This window comes from Luteibacter sp. UNCMF331Sha3.1 (genome assembly GCF_900109915.1).
In the GTDB taxonomy this organism is placed as follows: Bacteria; Pseudomonadota; Gammaproteobacteria; order Xanthomonadales; family Rhodanobacteraceae; genus Luteibacter.
Genome location: NZ_FOBU01000001.1, coordinates 530,099 through 547,525 on the forward strand (window position 1 = coordinate 530,099; position 17,427 = coordinate 547,525).

A 17,427-nucleotide genomic window follows, 5' to 3' on the forward strand; every position below is an offset into this window, starting at 1 on the left:
GAGGGAAGGCGCGTTCACGCCAGGACCGGCGTGGCGATGCCGAAGCGCTCGGCGAGGATGGCGTCGTCGGGCTCCTCGGTGCGCTGCTTCAGCAGCTGCGCCGCGAGGCAGACCAGCTTGCGGGCGTCGGCCGAGGCGATGTCCTCGGGAACGCGCTGGCCGTCCGTGGTGTAGTCGAGCGGCAGGCCGTGGCGGATGACCGCCGAGAGCGCGCCGCCGATCAGCGGCGCCTCGTCCAGCTTGGTGAGGATCGCGCTCTGCGGCGCCAGGGGTGCGTAGGCGCGGATGGCGTTGTCGATCGCCTGCGACTGCGCGTTGGCGGCGAGCACAAGACAGACGCGGACGTCGGAGGTCGCGCGCAAGGTCTCGAACTGCTCCTGCAGTTTCGGGTCGTTGCCGGCCAGCCCCGCGGTGTCGACGAGCACCGTGTGGCGGCCGCGCAGCTGCAGCAGCACGTTGCGCAGGCTGACGGCGTCGTGCGCGTTGAACACGCGCACGCCGAGGAGGCGGCCGTAGTGCTCCAGCTGCGCGCCGGCGCCGATGCGGTACTGGTCGGCGCTGATCAGCGCGACGTTGGACGCCCCGTGCCGAAGGACCGCGCGCGCGGCGAGCTTGGCGATGGTGGTGGTCTTGCCCACGCCCGTCGTGCCGACGAGCGCGGTGACGCCGCCACCGACGGTGTCGAAGTTGCGACCGCTGGTGCGGATGTTGCGCGACAGGATGCCCAGCGGCAGGTAGCGCGCCTGTTCGGCCGTCATGCCGGGCGGCAGCTCGGCGCACAGCGCGCGGGCCACGTCGCCGTCGATGCCCAGACGGGTCATCTCGCGCAGCACGCGGGCGCGCAGCGGCTGGTCGCGGTCCATCTGGTTCCAGGCCAGTGTCGAGAGCTGCACTTCCAGCATCTCGCGCAGGTTGTTGATCTCGGCACGCACGCCGTTCACGGCGGCGTCGTTGTTCGGCGACACGGTCGCTGCGCGGACCACGTCGGCGACGCTCGCGGCGAGCGCGGCGCTGGACTGGCGCTGCGGCGCGGCGGTCGCCGGAGGGGCGGTCTTCGCCGCGCGCTCCACGGCGGCGGCCGTGGCGGCGCGGGCCTGATCGATGCGCGCGGCACGCTCGAGGTCGTCGCGCTGGGCACGGATCGGCGCGTCTTCGCGGCGGGCCGGCGCTTCGACGCCGAAGCCGGCTTCGCGCACCAGGGCTTCGTCGTAATCGAGGGCGGCGATGATTTCGATGCCGTCGTCCATGCGACGCGTCGACAGGATCACCGCGTCGGGACCCTGCTCGTCACGGACCTGGCGCATCGCCTGGCGCATGTCGGGAGCAACGAATCGTTTGATTTTCATGCCTTCGATCCTGTCTTCGTCCGGGCGCCCTCTTCCGGGACACCACCATGTTCGTCCGGTCCGACGCCCGATTCTCCGGGCGGCGTCTCACTCTTATCGTCCGAGGGCCGTCACCAGCTTGACGCGCCGGTTGTCCGGAACCTCGTTGTAGGCGAGTACATGCAGGTTCTGGGCCACATGGCGCACGAAGCGCGAAAGCCATGGGCGAAGCGCCGGGGAAACCAGCAGCACGGCCGGTTCGCCCGCCGCTTCCTGCCGCCGTGCGGCCTCGGCCACCGACTGTTGCAGCCGGTCGGCGAGACCCGGCTCCACGGCCGCGCCCGCCGGACCACCGCCCTGCAGCGACTGCAGGAGGATCTGCTCGAGATCCGGCGCCAAAGTAATGACAGGGACCTCGCTGCCGAGGCCCGCGATCTCCTGCACGATCTGGCGACCGAGCGTGACGCGCACGGCGGCGGCGAGGACGCCCGGGTCCTGGCTCTGGCCCGCGTGCTCCGCCAGCGATTCGACGATGCCGCGGAAATTGCGGATGGGCACGCGCTCGGCGAGCAGGTTCTGCAGCACCTTGACCACCGCGCCCAGCGACAGGCGCTTCGGCACGAGGTCTTCCACGAGCTTCGGCGTCTGCTGCGCGAGACGGTCCAGCAGCTGCTGCACGTCCTGATGGCCGATGAGTTCGTGCGCGTGGTTCTGCAGGATGTGGGAGAGGTGCGTGGCGATCACGGTCGCCGGATCGACGACGGTGTACCCGAGCGTCTGCGCATGCTCGCGCAGGCCGGGCTCGATCCAGACCGCGTCGAGCCCGAAGGCCGGGTCGCGCGTGGCGATGCCGTTGATCGTGCCGTGCACGCGGCCCGGGTCGATCGCGAGCATGCGCTCGGTATGGATTTCCGCCTCGCCCATCGGCACGCCCATCAGCGAGATGCGGTAGCCGTGCGGCACCAGATCGAGGTTGTCGCGGATGTGCACCGAGGGCACCAGGAAGCCGAGCTCCTGCGACAGCTTGCGGCGCACCGACTTGATGCGCGCCATCAGCTCGCCGCCCTGCGCCTTGTCCACGAGCGGGATCAGGCGGTAGCCGACTTCGAGGCCGATGGTGTCGACCTGCGCGACGTCTTCCCACGACAGCTCGAGGCGTTCGGCCGGCGGCGCCGACTCCAGCGCGAGCTCGGTGCCGGGCGCGCCCGCCCCCGCCCCGGTGGCGATGCCGGCGGCGTCGTCGAGCTGCTTGCGATGCAGCTTCCACGCGCCGAAGCCCGTGATGCCGGCGAGGATCAGGAACGGGAGGTTCGGCATGCCCGGGATGAGGCCCATGGTGCCGAGCACGGCCGCCGCGACGCCGAGCGCCTTGGGCTGGCCGAACAGCTGACCCATGACGTGCTTGCCCATCTCCTGCGACTTCGACACGCGCGTGACGATCACGGCGGTGGCGATGGAAAGCATCAGGCCCGGCACCTGGGCGACCAGGCCGTCGCCGATGGTCAACAGCGTGTAGGTGCGCGCGGCTTCGCCGGCCGACAGACCGTGCTGCAGCATGCCGATGAAGAAGCCGCCGATGATGTTGATCGCCAGGATCAGGATGCCGGCCGTGGCGTCGCCGCGGACGAACTTCGACGCACCGTCCATCGAGCCGTAGAAGTCGGCTTCCTCGCGGACTTCCTGGCGACGCTCACGCGCCTGCTCCTGTGTCAACAAACCGGCGTTGAGATCGGCGTCGATCGCCATCTGCTTGCCGGGCATGGCGTCGAGGGTGAACCGGGCCGTGACCTCCGAGACGCGCGTGGCGCCCTTGGTCACCACCACGAAGTTGATGATGGTGAGGATCGCGAAGACGACGAAGCCGACGGCGAAGTTGCCGCCGATGACGAACTCGCCGAACGCCTCGATCACCTTGCCGGCCGCGCCCGGGCCGTTGTGGCCGTGCAGCAGGACGACGCGGGTCGACGCGATGTTCAGCGCCAGGCGCAGCAACGTGGCGAACAGCACCACCGTCGGGAACGACGCCAGCTCAAGCGGCCGCATCACGTACATCGTGGCCAGCAGGATCACCAGCGACAGCGCGATGTTGAAGGTGAACAGCAGGTCGAGCATGAACGGCGGCAGGGGCAGCATCATCATGCCGAGCATGATCAGCATCGCCACCGGCGCCGCGACGCCGCGGCGGCCGATCTGGCGGAACGTGCCCATGAAGCTGGTGGAGGCTGCCATCGTCAGTTATCCATTCTGTAGGGACCCATGAGGTCCGGGTCGATCTCCTGCCGCGGCAGGTCGGGCGGCAGGTCGCCCATGGCGATCGCCTGCTTCAGCCGGAACACGTAGGCCAGGATCTGGGCCACCGCGACGTACAACGCCGAGGGGATTTCGCGTCCGATTTCCGTCGTGTGATACAAGGCGCGTGCCAACGGAGCCGATTCCACGACGGGAACCTTCGCGCCACCCGCCACATCGCGGATCTGCTGGGCGATCACGTCCATGCCCTTGGCCACCACGCGGGGCGCTCCCATGCGGTTCTCGTCGTATTTCAGGGCCACGGCGAAGTGGGTCGGATTGGTCACGATCACGTCGGCCGTCGGCACGTCTTCCATCATCCGGCGGCGGGCCATCTGGTGCTGCATCTGACGAATTTTTGACTTCAGCTCGGGACTGCCCTCGTTTTCCTTGTGCTCGTCCTTCACCTCCTGCTTCGACATCTTCATCTTCTTGGTGAAGCTGAATTTCTGCCACGGCGCGTCGACCAGGGCGATGGCCCCGAGGGCGCAGGCGAAGATCATCGAGGCATGGCCGAAGATGCCGAACGCCTTGGCGATACCGTCGCTGACCGGGCCGGTACCCACCGTGTACATCTCCCGGGTGGATCGCATCAGGAACCACGCGAGGGCGCCCCCGATCAACAGCAGCTTGAGCACCGACTTGCCGAGTTCGACGAGCCCGTTGACCGACACGAGGCGCGAGAAACCCTTGATGGGATCGAGCCGGTCGAACTTGGGAATCAGCGCCTGGCCGGAGAAGTTCAGGCCACCCATGAGCGCCGGCGCGGCGATGGCGGCCACCATGGTCGCGGCGAACACGGGGCCGAGCAGCTTCAGGCCTTCGAGCGCGGCCGTCATCAGCGCGCGATAGATGCCGTTCGCGGCGAACAGGTCGTCGCGCCCGTAGTGCAGGCCCACGCGCATGATGTTCGCCGCGTGCACGGCCATCTGGTCGCGCGACGCGATCAGGGCGAAGACGCCGGAGAGCACGACGATGGCGGTCGACAGATCGCGCGAGCGCGGAAGGTCGCCCTTCTCGCGCGCTTCGCGAAGGCGTTTTTCACTAGGGGCTTCGGTCTTGTCTTCCTTATCGGTCTCGCTCATGGCGGCTACCTCCCGATAAGCTGACGCATGGTGTTCCACGCGTCGGTCTGCAGCGAATCGAACGCGCCCGGGAGGGCGCGCAGCGCGAGCCAGACGGCCAGCAGGCCGAGGCAGATCGTGATGGGAAAGCCCACCGCGAACAGGTTCATGGAGGGTGCCGAGCGACTGATCGCGCCGAAGCCAAGGTTGACCACGAGCGTGGCCGTCAGTGCGGGCAGCGCCACGCGGACGGCACCGGCGAACAGGTGGCCGGCGAATTCGAGCACGCCCCATACGCCGTTGGCGCCGATGCCCTGCTGTCCCACCGGCAACGTCCGGAAGCTGTCGGCGAGCAGCGAAATCAGCTGCAGATGGCCGTTCATCACGAGGAACAGCAAGGTCACCAGCATCATGTAGAACTGGCTGAGCACGGACACCGTGCCGCCGATGCCCGGGTTGATCGTCTCGGCGAAACCGAGGCTCATCGCCTGCGACACGATCTGACCGCCGAACGACACCGCCTCGAACACCAGCTTGAGGACGAAGCCGAGGGCCGCGCCCACGAGCACCTGCTGCGCGAGCGTGCCGATACCCTGCGCCGACAGCGGGCGGATATCGAGGGGCGCCAGCGGCGCGAGCGCCATCGTCAGAAGCAGCGCCAGGCCCACGCGGATGCGTGCGGGGATCGTCGTCGCTCCCAGCACGGGCGCGACGAGAAGCAGGCCGGAGATGCGGGCCAGTGCCCAGCACGCGCCACCGACCCACCCTTCGAGCTGGGCGAGGTCGATCGGCATCAACGGACCGCCTGGGGCAGGTTCTCGATCAGCGTGCGGGTGAACTGCACCAGCGTGCGCAGCATCCACGGGCCGGCGATGATCATCACCAGCGCCATGGAGATGAGCTTCGGGATGAAGCTCAGCGTCTGCTCGTTGATCTGCGTCGCCGCCTGGATCATGCCGATGAGCAAGCCGACCGCGAGCGCGGTGAGCAGCAGCGGCGCGCCGATCAGCATCGCGATATGCAGTGCCTGCTGGCCGAAGCCGATGACCGACTCGGGCGTCACTGGAAGAAACTCCCCGCGAGCGTGCCCAGCAGGAGCGTCCACCCGTCCACGAGCACGAAGAGCATGATCTTGAACGGCAGCGAGATGATCATCGGCGAGACCATCATCATGCCCATCGACATCAGGACGGACGCGACGACGAGGTCGATGATGAGGAACGGGATGAAGAGCAGGAAGCCCATCTGGAACGCGGTCTTCAGCTCGCTCGTGACGAAGGCGGGCAAGGCCACGCGGTACGGCACGGCGTCCTTGTTGGCATAGGGCTGCTCGCCGGCCAGCTTCGTGAAGAGCTGCAGGTCCGGCTCGCGCGTCTGTTCCAGCATGAAATGGCGGAACGGGCCGGCGGCCAGCGGCAGGGCGTCCTGCACGCTCATCTGGCCGTCCATGTACGGCTTGATGCCGGCGTCGTACGCCTTGTTCATCACCGGCGTCATGACGAACAGCGTCAGGAAGAGCGAGAGGCCGAGGATCACCTGGTTGGGCGGCGTGCTGTTGGTGCCGAGCGCCTGGCGCAGGAAACCGAGCACGATGATGATGCGCGTGAACGAGGTCATCATCAGCAGGATGGCCGGCAGCGCGGTCAGCGCCGTCATCAGCGCCAGCATCTGGATCGACAGCGACCACGTCTGGCCGCCGTTGGCGGCCGGCTGCACATTGAGCAGCTGGATGCCCGGCGGATCGGCCGCGAAGGCCGGGAACGGCACGAGCAGGAGCATCAGGACGACGAGCCAGGGCCAGCGCTTCATGGGCGCTTCCACTGGGAGAGCACGTCGCGGAAGCCACGAGCGACGGGCGCGGTGGCCGAAGGCGCCGCGTCGTCCTGCACGGGCGTTTCCAGCACGTGCAGCGTACGCAGGCCGCCGGTCGGCGAGGCGCCGACGAGGATCTGCGTACCGCCGACTTCGAGCAGCATGACCTTTTCCTTGATGCCCACGGGCATCGATTCGACGACGCGGATCTTTCGGCCGCCCGGACGCACACGCGCCTGGGCACGGCGGCTGATCCAGCCGACGAAGAAGATAAGCGCCACGACACCGGCCAGGCTGATCGTGACGCGGAGGAGTTCCGCGCCCGAATCGACCGCCGGGGCGGCGGCCGGAGCCGCCATCAGGGCGCAGGGAAGGAAGCCGCCGGCGAGGGCGGCGACGGCACGACGCACGCGGCTCACCGCAGCTTGCGGACGCGCTCGGCCGGACTGATCACGTCGGTCAGCCGGATGCCGAACTTCTCGTTGATGACGACGACTTCGCCGTGGGCGACGAGCGTGCCGTTCACGAACACATCGAGCGGCTCGCCGGCCGCGCGGTCGAGTTCGACCACCGAACCCTGGTTGAGCTGGAGCAGGTTGCGGATGCTGATCTTCGTACGACCGACTTCCATCGCCATGGTGACCGGGACGTCGAGGATGACGTCGAGGTTCACTTCGTTGCCGAGGCCGATGGACGAGGCCAGCGAGGCATCGCTGGTGTCGATATCTTCGAGGGTGGTGGGTTCGTTCATGTCCGTTCCAGTGAGAGACGTTGCCGGGTGCAGGCTATGTGAAGCAAGCGGCGTGCCACGGGAACCGGGGGTCGAACGGAGGGCGAAAATGGCGTCGCGTCGGGCTTGCGGAACTGAGGAAGGCGTCGCATAAGGCATGTGACGCAGTGCGACAGTCAGAAACCTGACGCTCGACGGCAGTTAGTCACCAAGACGGGCAATTGACAGTCGAGCATTCCCACTGTCCGGTCAAAACAAAGGTGGGAGCCAGCCTGCTGGCGATGGGTGCTTGCGGCAAGCACCCATCGCCAGCAGGCTGGCTCCCACCAGAGCGAACTTCAGACCGGCTCGGCGAGCGGCTGGATGGCCGGGGCGGCCTGGCGCGGCGCACTGCGCCGGAGCAGCGAATCGAACTGAACGGCCTTGTTGCCGTTGAAGTTCGCCATGCGCCCGCGGAAGATGGGCACGTCTTCGGCAAAGATCGTCGCCGTCTCCGGCAGGCTGATCGGAATGACATCGCCCTTGCGCAGGTGCAGGAAGTCGCCGATGGTCAGGCGGGCTTCCGCGAGCATCGAGGTGATCTCGACCTCGGCGTCGAGGATTTCCTCGTGCAGGTTCTGGATCCAGCGATCGTCGCGCTCGGCGCGGTCGCTCTGCACGCCCGCGTCGAGCAGTTCGCGGATGGGCTCGACCATCGAGTACGGCAGGGTCAGGTGCACTTCGCCGCCACCGCCGTCCAGCTCGATGTGGAAGCGCGACACCACGACGGTTTCCGTCGGACTGACGATGTTCGCGAACTGCGGATTGATCTCCGAATTCATGAACTCGAACTGCATCCGGAGCACCGGGGCCCAGGCTTCGGCCATCGCCGTGAAGGCTTCCTGCAGCACGATCTGGATGACGCGGTTCTCGGTCGGCGTGAAGTCGCGGCCCTCGATACGCGCGTGGTACCGGCCGTCGCCCCCGAAGAAGTTGTCGATGACGGTGAAGACCAGACGCGGCTCGAACACCATCAGGGCGGTGCCGCGCAGCGGCTTGATGCGAATGAGGTTGAGGTTGCTCGGCACGGCCAGCGAGTGGACGTACTCGTTGAACTTGGTCATCTTCACGCCGAGGACCGACACCTCGCACGACTTGCGCAACACGTTGAACAGGTTGGCGCGGAAATAGCGCGCGAAACGGTCGTTGACCATTTCCAGCGTCGGCAGACGGCCGCGAACGATGCGGTCCTGCTGGGTGAAGTCGTAATCCTGGATGCCACCGGGCGGCGGCAGCTCGAGTTCGGTCTCGACCGCGCCACCTTCCACGCCGGCGAGCAGCGCGTCGATCTCTTCCTGGGTGAGGATGTCGCTCATGGCCGGAGGTGTCCCGTCACTGCATGATGAAGCTGGTGAAGTAGACCGCGTCGACACCGGGCCGACCGATCTTTTCCTTCAGCACGCGCTGGATCTCCGCCAGCGCGGCGGCCTGGAGCTTCTGCTTACCCTTGACGTCGGACAGGCTCTTCACGTCCTGCGCCGAGAACAGCATCAGCAGGGCGTTGCGGATTTCGGGATCGGCTTCCTTCGCCGCGACGATCGCTTCCGGATCGTGCGACATGACGTTCACGCCCACCTGGAGGAACCGCAGCGCGGTATCGTCCTGGAAGTTGACGACGAACGCCGGGTCCAGCTGGAGGTAGACGGCAGGCTTGGACTTCGTGGCCTCGGCGGCATTCTCGCCCGGCTTGTGGCCGCCTTTCATCATGAACCAGCCACCCGCGCCGCCTGCCGCGAGGACCACGAGCGCGCCGATCAGGAGCAGTTTGCCCTTCTTCTTTTTCGGTGCGCCTTCGACGGCTTCTTTCGGTGCTGCGGCCATGCGTGGAAAACCTCGTGATCTGATGCGTTGGGTACGTTGGCCGGAAGGCCTTGCACCATAGTGTGCAATCGGCGTGCCAGTCGCGCTAACGCTTTAAACGCCTGAATTCGTGGGTCTGAACGGGAATGCGACTAGTCGAAATATCGTCACCCGTCGAAACCTTGACGCCGTGAATCCCTTTGCAGGAGCGTCAGGCGACTTCGTCGACCAGACCGCGCGGCGAAACCCGCGTCGTCGCGACGACGTCTTGCGGGTCGCCCGGCGATCCACTGTCATGACTCCCCGCCGGCCCCTGCCCCGTACCACCCTGCCCGGCCTGGCCCTGTCCGACATCCGCCTGCCCGAGCGAAAGCCCGTGGTGGGCGAGCATCGTGTCCAGATGCGACAGCGTCTGCTGCACGGCGTGCACGGCCGCGGGATGCTGCGCGATGATCGCCACGTTCACCTTGCCGCCGTCGAGGTTCACGCGCACGTCCATGCTGCCGAGCTCCTCGGGATGCAGCTTGATGCGCGCTTCCTTGATCTGTCCGGCGCCCATCCACGCGATCTGGTCGCCCAGTTCCTGCGCGAACTGCGGCGACATGGCCGCCTGGGTCGCCTGCACCTGCACGAGGGTCTCGACGCCATGCGTCGGAGCCTGACCGTGGGCGAGCGGCATCGGACTCGTGCTTGCGGGATCCAGCGACGCGGTGGCGTCGTCCTTCGCCGGCGTGGCCTGACCGGCCTGCGCCGAAAGCAAGGCGCTGAAGGGAACGTTCGCCACGGCCATCGCCGGAGTGGCCGCAGCTGCCGGATCGCCCGACACCGCCGACGACGGCACGAGCGTCGCTTCCCCGGGCTTCGTGGCGCCACCCGGCAGCAGGCTCGCAAGTGCGGATCCCACGTTCGCCACACCGGCGAGGGGCGCCGTCGCAGCCTCCTTCGCCGCGCCCAGCACCCGGGTGGCGGCCTCGGTCACTTTCGGCGGCACGCCGATCAGCGAGAGCATCGTAGCGGCGATCAATGCGTCGTCGGCGTCCGTCGCGTCGTCCTTCTTCTCCGCGCCCTTCGCGTCGCCTGTCGCTTGCTTCGCCGCCGGCGCTTTCGCGGGCGCCGAAGACTTGTCCGCGGCGGCCGTGTTCGACGACGTCCGTTGGGGCTGGCGCGCGTCGGCATGCGCGGCATCCAGGGCCGCGTCGAAACGCTTCGCCGGTGAAGCGTCGTCCTGCGGGCGCGGGGACGCCTGCGTCGGCGATGCGGCGGCGCGGGCGGTCTGGAGAGCGAGCGTGGCGTTGTTCATGCGGGTGATCCGGTCGTTTCGTTCGGTGTCGGACGGAGGCTCGTCAGCCCTCGCCCCTCGGCGCGCGGCGATACTGCGAGCGCTCGTCGGCCTGTTCCTGTTCGCGGCGGTCCTGCGACTTGCGTTCCTGGTCGCGGTATTTCGTGGTGACGGAGTCGAGCGCCTTCGCGCGGCCGCGCGCGGCCGTCCAGTCCTGCCGGGCGCGCTCCAGCGCCTGTTCGCGACGCTGCACTTCGCTCATCTGCTGCACGATCGCCATGTCGATCTTCTGCAGGAACTGCTGGCGATTCAGCAACGCGGCGACGCCGATGCCATTCGGCATCGACGCGTATTCATTGCGATAGCGTCGCAGCTCGGACAACTGATGTTCGCCCTCCGCCAGTGCGCGCTGGTGATTCGCGAGGGCGAGAGTCGCCTTCTCGGCGCGCTCGGCGGCGAGGTCGACGACGGGCTGAAGCCGGTCGGCGCGCGACGACATCAGACGGCCTGCGCCGCTTCGACGAGCCCGGCTTCGGCATCGGCGAGGTTCACGGGCGTGTCGGTTTCCTGCTGGAGGAAGGCCGAGAGGCGCGGATAGAGCGCGATGGCCTCGTCGGTGCGCGGATCGCTGCCCTTCTGGTACGCGCCGACGGCGATCAGGTCGCGCTGCTGGCGATACGCGGAGTACACCTGGCGGAAACGCTGCGCCGAGCGCATGTGGTCTTTCGTCACCACCGCCGGCATGACGCGGCTGATGGACGCCTCGATGTCGATCGCCGGGTAGTGGCCCGCTTCGGCCATGTCGCGCGACAGCACGATGTGGCCGTCGAGAATCGCGCGCGCCGAGTCGGCGATCGGGTCATGACGGTAATCGTCGCCTTCGGTCAGCACGGTGTAGAACGCCGTGATCGAGCCACGGCCTTCGGCATCGTTGCCCGCGCGCTCGACCAGCGCGGGCAGCATCGCGAACACGGACGGTGGATAGCCCTTGGTCGCCGGGGGCTCGCCGATCGCGAGCGCGATCTCGCGCTGCGCCTGCGCGTAACGGGTGAGCGAATCCATGAGCAGCAGCACGCGCTTGCCCTGGTCGCGAAAATGTTCGGCGACGGCCGTCGCGACCTGCGCACCGCGCAGCCGCGACAGCGGCGGCGCATCGGCGGGCGCGGCGATGACAACCGCGCGACGACGGCCTTCCTCGCCCAGCGTATGGTCGACGAATTCCTTCACTTCGCGACCGCGCTCGCCGATCAGCCCGACCACGACGACGTCCGCGTCGGTGAACCGGGTCATCATGCCCATCAGCGTGGATTTGCCCACGCCGGAACCGGCGAACAGGCCGATACGCTGGCCGCGCCCGACGGTGAGCAGCGCATTGATCGCGCGCACGCCAGTGTCGAGCGGCGTGTCGATCGGCTGGCGCAGCATCGGGTTGATGGGATCGCGACGCAGCGGGACGCGTTCCCGCGCGAGCAGCGGTCCCTGACCGTCGAGCGGCGCGCCGTCGGGACCGATCACGCGGCCGAGCAGCGAATCGCCGACGGGAATGCCGGAGACCGCGGCGACGGGCGTGACGCGCGCATTGGGCAGCACGCCGTGCATTTCGCCGGTCGGCATCAGCAGCAGGCGTCCATCGGAAAATCCGACGACCTCGGTCTCCAACTGTTTGCCGTCCGCGCCGGCCACCATGCAGCGCGCGCCGACGGGCGCCTCGCAGCCAACGGCTTCGAGCGTCAGGCCGACGACGCGGCGGAGCTTGCCTTCCGCCTGCAGCGGGCGAACGTGCTCGGCGCCGGCGCGCTGCGCGGCGAGGGCCTCGCGCCAGCGCGCGTTGCGCTCGGCGACGTGCCGCTCGGCGCTCACGGTGTGCCGGCCTCGCCGGCGTCGGACTCGCCCTGACCCTGGAGCACGCTGTCGATCACGGCGTTCAGCCGTGTGCGCACGCGCGCGTCGAGACGGGAATGCTCGCTCTCCAGCCGCACGTCGCCACGCTCGAGCGCGGCGTCGTCGACGATGGTGCCTTCGTGATCGACCGACGACCGGTGCTCGCGAACGAGCGCAGCGTCGGCCGGATGCATGTGAATTTTCAGGTGACGGGAACCGGCAGGCAGCACGTCGACCGCCTGGCGCACCACTTCGACCATCATCTCGGGACGCGTCGCGATGTCGTAGCCAAGCACCCGCTCGGCGATCACGGTCGCCAGCTGTGCGAGGTCGCCCGCGACATCGTCGTCGAGTGCCGCGAACGGACGCTCGACGGCGGCGATCAGCGCATCGAGACGCGCGACCTGCGCCGCGAGTTCGCGCTTCGCCATCGCCCTGCCTTCGGCCAGCCCCGCGTTGAAGCCTTCTTCGCGCGCCTGTCGCTCGATGGCCTCGATCTCGGCCACCGTCGGCCGATGCGGACCCTCGTCCTGAGCGCCACCGACGTCCGGCGCGTCGACCGCGCCCACGACCGGCAGCTCCCAGCGTTCGAACTGCGCGACGCTTTCGCGGGAAAGGATCGAGGTGAGGCTCATCAGACGAATTCTTCCCCGCCACCGGCGAGATTGATCTGGCCCGCGTCAGCGAGACGACGCGCGGTCGCCAGGACTTCCTTCTGCGCCGCATCCACCTCGGAGAGACGGACGGGACCCTTGACCTCGAGGTCGTCGCGCAGCATGTCGGCCGCGCGCTTCGACATGTTCGAGAAGATCTTCTCGCGAATGGCGACCTCCGCACCCTTGAGCGCGGTGATGAGTCGTGCCGACGGCACCTCCCGCAGCAGCGTCTGCATGCTGCGGTCGTCGAGTTCGGCGAGATCGTCGAACACGAACATCAGTTCCTCGATGCGCTCGCCCAGACTCGAGTCGATGCCACGGATCGATGCCATGAGCTCGGCTTCGCGCGCCGTCTCCATCGCATTGAGGATGTCCGCGGCGGCCTTCAGGCCACCGACGCTCGCCGACTTCAGCTTGTTGGAATTGCCGGAGAACTGGCGCTCCATGATTTCGTCGAGCTCGTTGAGCGCGTGCGGCTGCACGCCGTCGAGCGTCGCGATGCGCATCACCACGTCGCTGCGCGTGCGCGCCGGCAGGTAGCCGATCACTTCCGCGGCCTGGTCGGATTCGAGGTGCGCCATCACCAGCGCGATGATCTGCGGATGTTCCTGCCCGATCATCTCGGCGATCGCGCGGCTCTCCATCCACTTCAGCGATTCCAGGCCCTTGCTGCTGCGGCCGAGGAGAATGCGGTCGATGAGACCACCGGCCTTGTTCTCGCCCAGCGCGTTGACCAGGATGCGGCGGATGTAGTCCTCGGTGCCGACGCCGATGGAGGTGTGCTGCCCCACGTCTTCCTGCAGGCGCGTCAGTACGACGTCGACCTGCTCCTTGGTGACGTTCTTCAGCGCGGCCATCGCCGTACCCACGGCCTGCACGTCGCGTGCGCCGAGGTGCTTCAGGATCGATGCCGCGTCTTCCTCACCGAGCGTGAGGAGAAGGATCGCGGCCCGCTGCGCGCCCGTCAGGGCCTCTTTCTGCTCAGCCGCCATCGTCGGACACCCAGCTCTTCACCACCTGCGCCACCTGCTTCGGGTTTTCGGCGGCCATGCGCTTGGCGAGGCCCACCTTCTGTTCGTAGGCCAGCAGCGCGGGCGAACCGAGCTGTGCCTGGGACGTGGTACTGACGCGATCGGGCGTCATGTCGTCGTCGTCGACCATCACCGACACGGTGGGCATCGGGCCGGCCAGCGCGACGTTGTTCATCGCCAGCGGCGCCGGCTTCAGCAAGCCCTTCAGGATGGGACGCAGCACGAAGAAGCCGACGATCAGCGCGATCATTACGCCGAGGCCCTGCTTGATCAGATCCAGCATGCCCGGGCGCTCCCAGAACGGCATGCTCTGCGGCGCCTCCTCGGCGACGTTGCCGTGGAACGGCTCGTTGATGACGCTGACGCTGTCGCCACGCTCGGCGCTGAAACCGACGGCGTTCTTGGTCAGTTCCGTCAGGCGCGTCAGTTCTTCCGGCGTGAACGGCACGCTCTTCGTCTTGCCGTCCTTGTCCGGCATCTGCTTGTTGTCGACGACCACGGCCACCGAGAGCCGCGCGACCTTGCCGGCCGGATCGGTCACGTGACTGACCGTGCGGTCGAGCTCGTAATTGCGCGTGGCGCTCTGGGTCTGCTGCGTCGGCGTCTGCGCGGTCTGCGTGCTCGCGGCCTGCGCGCCCGGCTTGGCCCCGGCGGCGGGATTCGCGGCAGTGGCGTTGGCGCCGGTGTTCGGCGGCTGGTTGCTCAGGGCTCCCGGCACGCCGCCGTTGGTCGCGGGTTCGGTGCGGGTGTCGCTGTTGGTCTGCTCGCTGCGAAGCGCAGGGTTGTCGTGGTTGAAGGTCTCGCTCGCCTTTTCGGTCTGCGAGAAGTCGAGATCGGCGAACACCTGGGCGCGCACCTTGCCGGCGCCGACGAGGGGAGTAAGAAGATCTTCGACGCGCTGCGTGTAGGTGGCTTCGATGCGATTCGAAAGGCGCAGGCGGCTGTCGCCGATCGCGGAGGCACTGTCGGGATCGCTCACGGTCAGGAGGTTGCCACCCTGGTCGATCACCGACACCTGACGCGTGTCGAGATCCGGCACGCTGGCCGCCACGAGATGCACGATCGCGGCGACCTGACCCTGATCGAGCTGGCGCCCCGGGTAGAGCGTGACGACGACCGACGCGCTCGCCGGCTTGTTGTCGCGGATGAAGGCCGACGGCTTGGGCAGTGCCAGATGCACACGCGCGGCGCGCACGGATTGCAGGCCCGCGATGGTGCCCGAAAGGTCGTTCTCGAGCATCGACTGATAGTGCGTACGCTCGGCCATGTCGCTCATGCCGAACGGCGAATCCGTCGCCGCGACGGCACTCGCGGCACTGCCCTGCGGCAGACCCTGCCCGGCGAGCTTCAGGCGGACGCCGGCGACGTCGGCGGCGGGCACGAAGATCGAGCTGCCGTCGGAGCTGAGCGTATAGGGGGTGTTGCCGGCCTGCAGCGCCTGCGTGACCGCGGCGGCGTCCTTCTGCTCGAGGCCGCCGTAGAGCAGACCGTAATTCGGCGCGCGCGACCAGAGCACGGCGGCGATACCGATCGCGACGGCGCCAGCGATGCCGGCCAGCATGAAGAGCTGCCGGGCGGCCGGCGTCTGCGCCAGCGACTTCAGCGAGTCCATGCGCTTAGCCGTGTTGCTATCCGTGGTGGCTACGCCGTTATCTGCCATGGTTCGGTTCGAATCCTGTCGTTGAGCGCGATGTCGATCAGATCGACATGTTCATGATTTCTTTGTACGCGTCGACCATCTTGTTGCGCACCTCGGTCATGGCGCGGAACGAGAGATCGGCCTTCTGGCCCTGGATCATCACCTGCGCCAGATCGATGCCCGGATCGCCGCGTTCGAATGCCATCGCCATGTCCTTGGCCTTGCCCTGTTGCTGCGCGACGCCTTCGATCGACTGCTTGAGGAGATCGCCGAACGCGCCCTTCTGCACTTGTCCCGCTTCGCCGACGCCGCGCATGGCGGGCATCTCGGTCTGCGCGCTGATGCGGCGCATCTGAAGCAGGAGGCTGTTGACGTCGATCGTGGTCATGACGGTTTTCCAACGCGGAATCGGGTTTGCGTCACCCGATGCACGACCTGTGCCAACCGCAGGCTCGTCAGCCCGCCTGCACCGTTTCCGACAGGCCGTACTTGCGCAGCTTCTCGACCAGCGTGGTGCGCTGGACGCGGAGCAGCTTGGCCGCGTGGGCCACCACGCCGTTGGCGGAGCCGAGGGCCTGGCGGATCAGGCCGATCTCGATGCCGGCGAGGTGGTCCTTCAGATCGAGTCCGCCCTGCGGCAGCACCGACGGATCGCCTTCGCCCACGAACGCGAACGACTCGGTGACCTCGGGCTCGGCTTCCATCATCGCGATCAGCGCCGCGCCGGAGACTTCTTCGACCGGCAGCGCGCCGCGGTATTTTTCCGGCAGGTCGGCGGCACGGACTTCGCCGTGCGGCATGAGGATCGCCATGCGCTCGACCAGGTTAGACAGCTCGCGCACGTTGCCCGGCCAGCCGTAGCGGCAGAGGGCACCGACCGCGCTCGGCGCGAAGCGCACCGACGACAGACCGCGCTGCACGAGGCGGTGATTGAATTCCGACACCAGCGCCGGCAGGTCTTCGAGGCGCTGGCGCAGGGGCGGCATTTCCAGCGGGAACACGCTGAGGCGGTAGAAGAGGTCTTCGCGGAAGCTGCCGCGTTCGATGGCGCCTTCCAGGTCGCGGTGCGTCGCCGCGATGATGCGCACGTCGCAACGCTGCGGACGATTGCCGCCGACACGTTCGAACACGCGCTCCTGCAGCACTCGCAGCAGCTTCACCTGCATCGGCAGGCTCATGTCGCCGATTTCGTCGAGGAACAGGGTGCCGCCCTCGGCCATCTCGAAGCGACCCTTGCGGGTGCTGATGGCGCCGGTGAAGGCCCCCTTTTCATGACCGAACAGCTCGCTTTCGAGCAGCTCGGCGGGGATCGCGCCGCAGTTGATGGCGACGAACGGCTTGTCGCGGCGCGGCGAGCAATCGTGGATGGTGCGGGCGACGAGCTCCTTGCCGCTGCCGGACTCGCCGAGCACGAGCACGCTCGAATCGAACGGCGCCACCTGGCGGATCAGGGCGTTCACCCGCTGCATCGGGCCGGACTGGCCGACGAAGCGGCGGCTCGACGGGACTGGCTCGACACGCGACTGGAGCGCCCGCAGGGCCTCGGAGAGGCGCTCGTAACGCAGCGGCATGTCGATCAGTTCGACATTGTTGCTGCGCGTATCGTCGGCGATCAGCGAGGTGGCCAGCGGCGAATCCGCGGCGACGAGCATCGGCAGGTTGCGACCGCCGCGACCCAGTGCCGAGAGGTGACCTTCCAGCTCGTTCTCGTCGTCGACCGTGCCGACGTAGACACCGCGCCAGCCTTCGACCTCGCCCATGGGGTTCCGGCCCGCGATGACCGGACGGTAGCCGAGGAAGGCCAGCGCCGAGACAACGCTTTCAGCGCGGGAGGCGTCGGATTCGACGACGAGAAAGTGGGAAGACTTCACCTTGGCATACC

General features: G+C 67.8%; 18 protein-coding genes. All 18 read right to left on the minus strand.

Annotated elements, in window-relative coordinates:
* Positions 1 to 14: 14 nt before the first annotated feature.
* Positions 15 to 1,346, minus strand: coding sequence for a flagellar biosynthesis protein FlhF (flhF, locus tag BMX32_RS02245; RefSeq protein ID WP_089974169.1), 1,332 nt, complete (start codon positions 1,344 to 1,346; stop codon positions 15 to 17).
* 93 nt (positions 1,347 to 1,439) lie between these two features.
* On the minus strand, positions 1,440 to 3,554 hold the full coding sequence (gene flhA / locus BMX32_RS02250; RefSeq protein WP_170843541.1) for a flagellar biosynthesis protein FlhA: 2,115 nt from the start codon (positions 3,552 to 3,554) through the stop codon (positions 1,440 to 1,442).
* A 2-nt stretch (positions 3,555 to 3,556) separates the two neighbouring features.
* Positions 3,557 to 4,699, minus strand: coding sequence for a flagellar biosynthesis protein FlhB (flhB, locus tag BMX32_RS02255; RefSeq protein WP_089974170.1), 1,143 nt, complete (start codon positions 4,697 to 4,699; stop codon positions 3,557 to 3,559).
* Between the two features lie 5 nt (positions 4,700 to 4,704).
* A complete protein-coding gene (gene fliR / locus BMX32_RS02260) occupies positions 4,705 to 5,472 on the minus strand; it encodes a flagellar biosynthetic protein FliR (RefSeq protein WP_244511380.1) in 768 nt (255 codons plus the stop codon).
* Positions 5,472 to 5,741 carry a flagellar biosynthesis protein FliQ gene (fliQ, locus tag BMX32_RS02265; RefSeq protein WP_089974172.1) on the minus strand — a complete coding sequence of 90 codons (270 nt, stop codon included), beginning with the start codon at positions 5,739 to 5,741 and terminating at the stop codon, positions 5,472 to 5,474. The genes fliR and fliQ overlap by 1 nt, the downstream gene beginning before the upstream one ends.
* Positions 5,738 to 6,487: a flagellar type III secretion system pore protein FliP gene (fliP, locus tag BMX32_RS02270; RefSeq protein WP_089974173.1), complete on the minus strand. Its 750-nt coding sequence runs from the start codon at positions 6,485 to 6,487 to the stop codon at positions 5,738 to 5,740. Before fliP ends, fliQ begins: the two co-directional genes overlap by 4 nt.
* Positions 6,484 to 6,900, minus strand: a complete 417-nt coding sequence (fliO, locus tag BMX32_RS02275) for a flagellar biosynthetic protein FliO (RefSeq protein WP_244511382.1) — start codon at positions 6,898 to 6,900, stop codon at positions 6,484 to 6,486. Before fliO ends, fliP begins: the two co-directional genes overlap by 4 nt.
* A 5-nt stretch (positions 6,901 to 6,905) precedes the next feature.
* A complete protein-coding gene (gene fliN / locus BMX32_RS02280; protein ID WP_089974174.1) occupies positions 6,906 to 7,241 on the minus strand; it encodes a flagellar motor switch protein FliN in 336 nt (111 codons plus the stop codon).
* Positions 7,242 to 7,558: 317 nt separating this feature from the next.
* Positions 7,559 to 8,575 (minus strand): flagellar motor switch protein FliM, encoded by a 1,017-nt coding sequence (gene fliM, locus BMX32_RS02285; RefSeq protein ID WP_089974175.1) that lies wholly within the window; start codon positions 8,573 to 8,575, stop codon positions 7,559 to 7,561.
* Positions 8,576 to 8,591: 16 nt separating this feature from the next.
* Complete coding sequence (locus tag BMX32_RS02290) at positions 8,592 to 9,080, minus strand: flagellar basal body-associated FliL family protein (protein ID WP_089974176.1); 489 nt, start codon at positions 9,078 to 9,080, stop codon at positions 8,592 to 8,594.
* Positions 9,081 to 9,270: 190 nt separating this feature from the next.
* Complete coding sequence (locus tag BMX32_RS02295) at positions 9,271 to 10,359, minus strand: flagellar hook-length control protein FliK (RefSeq protein ID WP_089974177.1); 1,089 nt, start codon at positions 10,357 to 10,359, stop codon at positions 9,271 to 9,273.
* Between the two features lie 43 nt (positions 10,360 to 10,402).
* Positions 10,403 to 10,837, minus strand: a complete 435-nt coding sequence (gene fliJ, locus BMX32_RS02300) for a flagellar export protein FliJ (RefSeq protein ID WP_089974178.1) — start codon at positions 10,835 to 10,837, stop codon at positions 10,403 to 10,405.
* Entirely contained in the window at positions 10,837 to 12,198 is a 1,362-nt protein-coding gene (fliI, locus tag BMX32_RS02305; RefSeq protein WP_089974179.1) for a flagellar protein export ATPase FliI, read from the minus strand. The genes fliJ and fliI overlap by 1 nt, the downstream gene beginning before the upstream one ends.
* Complete coding sequence (locus BMX32_RS02310) at positions 12,195 to 12,854, minus strand: flagellar assembly protein FliH (RefSeq protein WP_089974180.1); 660 nt, start codon at positions 12,852 to 12,854, stop codon at positions 12,195 to 12,197. The genes fliI and BMX32_RS02310 overlap by 4 nt, the downstream gene beginning before the upstream one ends.
* Positions 12,854 to 13,843 carry a flagellar motor switch protein FliG gene (gene fliG, locus BMX32_RS02315; protein ID WP_244511466.1) on the minus strand — a complete coding sequence of 330 codons (990 nt, stop codon included), beginning with the start codon at positions 13,841 to 13,843 and terminating at the stop codon, positions 12,854 to 12,856. Before fliG ends, BMX32_RS02310 begins: the two co-directional genes overlap by 1 nt.
* Before the next feature lie 13 nt (positions 13,844 to 13,856).
* Positions 13,857 to 15,566, minus strand: a complete 1,710-nt coding sequence (gene fliF / locus BMX32_RS02320; RefSeq protein ID WP_089974182.1) for a flagellar basal-body MS-ring/collar protein FliF — start codon at positions 15,564 to 15,566, stop codon at positions 13,857 to 13,859.
* A gap of 37 nt (positions 15,567 to 15,603) precedes the next feature.
* Positions 15,604 to 15,933, minus strand: coding sequence for a flagellar hook-basal body complex protein FliE (fliE, locus tag BMX32_RS02325; protein ID WP_089974183.1), 330 nt, complete (start codon positions 15,931 to 15,933; stop codon positions 15,604 to 15,606).
* 67 nt (positions 15,934 to 16,000) lie between these two features.
* Positions 16,001 to 17,416: a sigma-54 dependent transcriptional regulator gene (locus BMX32_RS02330; protein WP_089974184.1), complete on the minus strand. Its 1,416-nt coding sequence runs from the start codon at positions 17,414 to 17,416 to the stop codon at positions 16,001 to 16,003.
* Positions 17,417 to 17,427: the final 11 nt, after the last annotated feature.